The following is a 1,050-nucleotide window of genomic DNA, read 5'->3' as shown; positions in this document are numbered from 1 at the left end:
GCCAGCGACCGCAAGGCACTGCAGGCCGAAGTGACCCAGCTGGTCTCGGAAATCGACCGCGTCGCCAAGCAGTCGGACTTCAACGGCACCAAGCTGCTGGACGGTTCGTTCTCCAGCCAGCTGTTCCAGGTCGGCGCCAACGCCGGCCAGGCCATCGCCATCGACAAGACCATCGATGCCAAGGCCAATGCCCTGGGCGGCGCCAAGTTCGACACCAACTCGCTGGCCCTGGCCGACCCGGGCACCAACGCTGATTTCAGCACCAGCGGCCTGTCCATCAATGGCGTGGCCATTGCCGATGTCTCGGTCAAGCAGGGCGCCGACGCCGCTGCCACCGGCAAGGCCTCGCGTGAAGCACTGGTGACCGCGATCAACGCCAAGATCGGCGAGACCGGCGTGTTCGCGGAAGTGAACGGCACCACCGGCGTGACCCTGACCTCGGTCAAGGACAGCGTCAACGCCGATGGCTCGTTCAAGGCCATCACCGCGACCCCGGGCACCTGGACCGGCGCCACCGCGCCGACCTTCACCGCCTCGACTGCCGCGCCGGCCGCTAAGTACGCCAGCGACCTGGACGTCAGCACCGTGAAGGGCGCCCAGCAGGCGATGGAAATCGTCGACAAAGCCCTGGGTGCGATCAACAGCACCCGCGCCGACCTCGGTGCGATCCAGAACCGCTTCACCTCGGTCGTGGCCAACCTGCAGACCTCGTCGGAAAACCTGTCGGCATCGCGTAGCCGCATCAAGGACACCGACTTCGCCAAGGAAACCGCCGAACTGACCCGCACCCAGATCCTGCAGCAGGCCGGTACGGCCATGCTGGCCCAGGCCAACCAGGTGCCGCAGGGCGTGCTCAGCCTGCTGCGCTGATCCGCTCGCTGATCGACCTCCGGGCGCCGCATGACGCGGCGCCCGGATCCTGAAACACGTTCCACCTTCGCCAAAGGAAAAGCACCATGGCACAAGTCATCAACACCAATACGATGTCGTTGAATGCTCAGCGTAACCTGAGCACCAGCGGCAGCTCGCTGGCTACCACCATCCAGCGCC

Annotated in this window: 1 protein-coding gene and 1 pseudogene; both read left to right on the top strand. The window is 65.7% G+C overall.

Annotated features, from left to right (window positions below):
• A partial coding sequence (locus DFO63_RS21885) for a flagellin (RefSeq protein WP_119007886.1) occupies positions 1–870 on the top strand: 870 nt, incomplete at its 5' end.
• A gap of 86 nt (positions 871–956) precedes the next feature.
• Positions 957–1,050: pseudogene (locus DFO63_RS22455) on the top strand (flagellin); the annotation flags it as partial.

It is taken from the genome of Stenotrophomonas sp. AG209 (genome assembly GCF_003550055.1).
Taxonomy (GTDB): domain Bacteria; phylum Pseudomonadota; class Gammaproteobacteria; order Xanthomonadales; family Xanthomonadaceae; genus Stenotrophomonas.
Note: the sequence above shows the minus strand (reverse complement) of the source record. Positions and strands in the feature narration are given on the sequence as shown.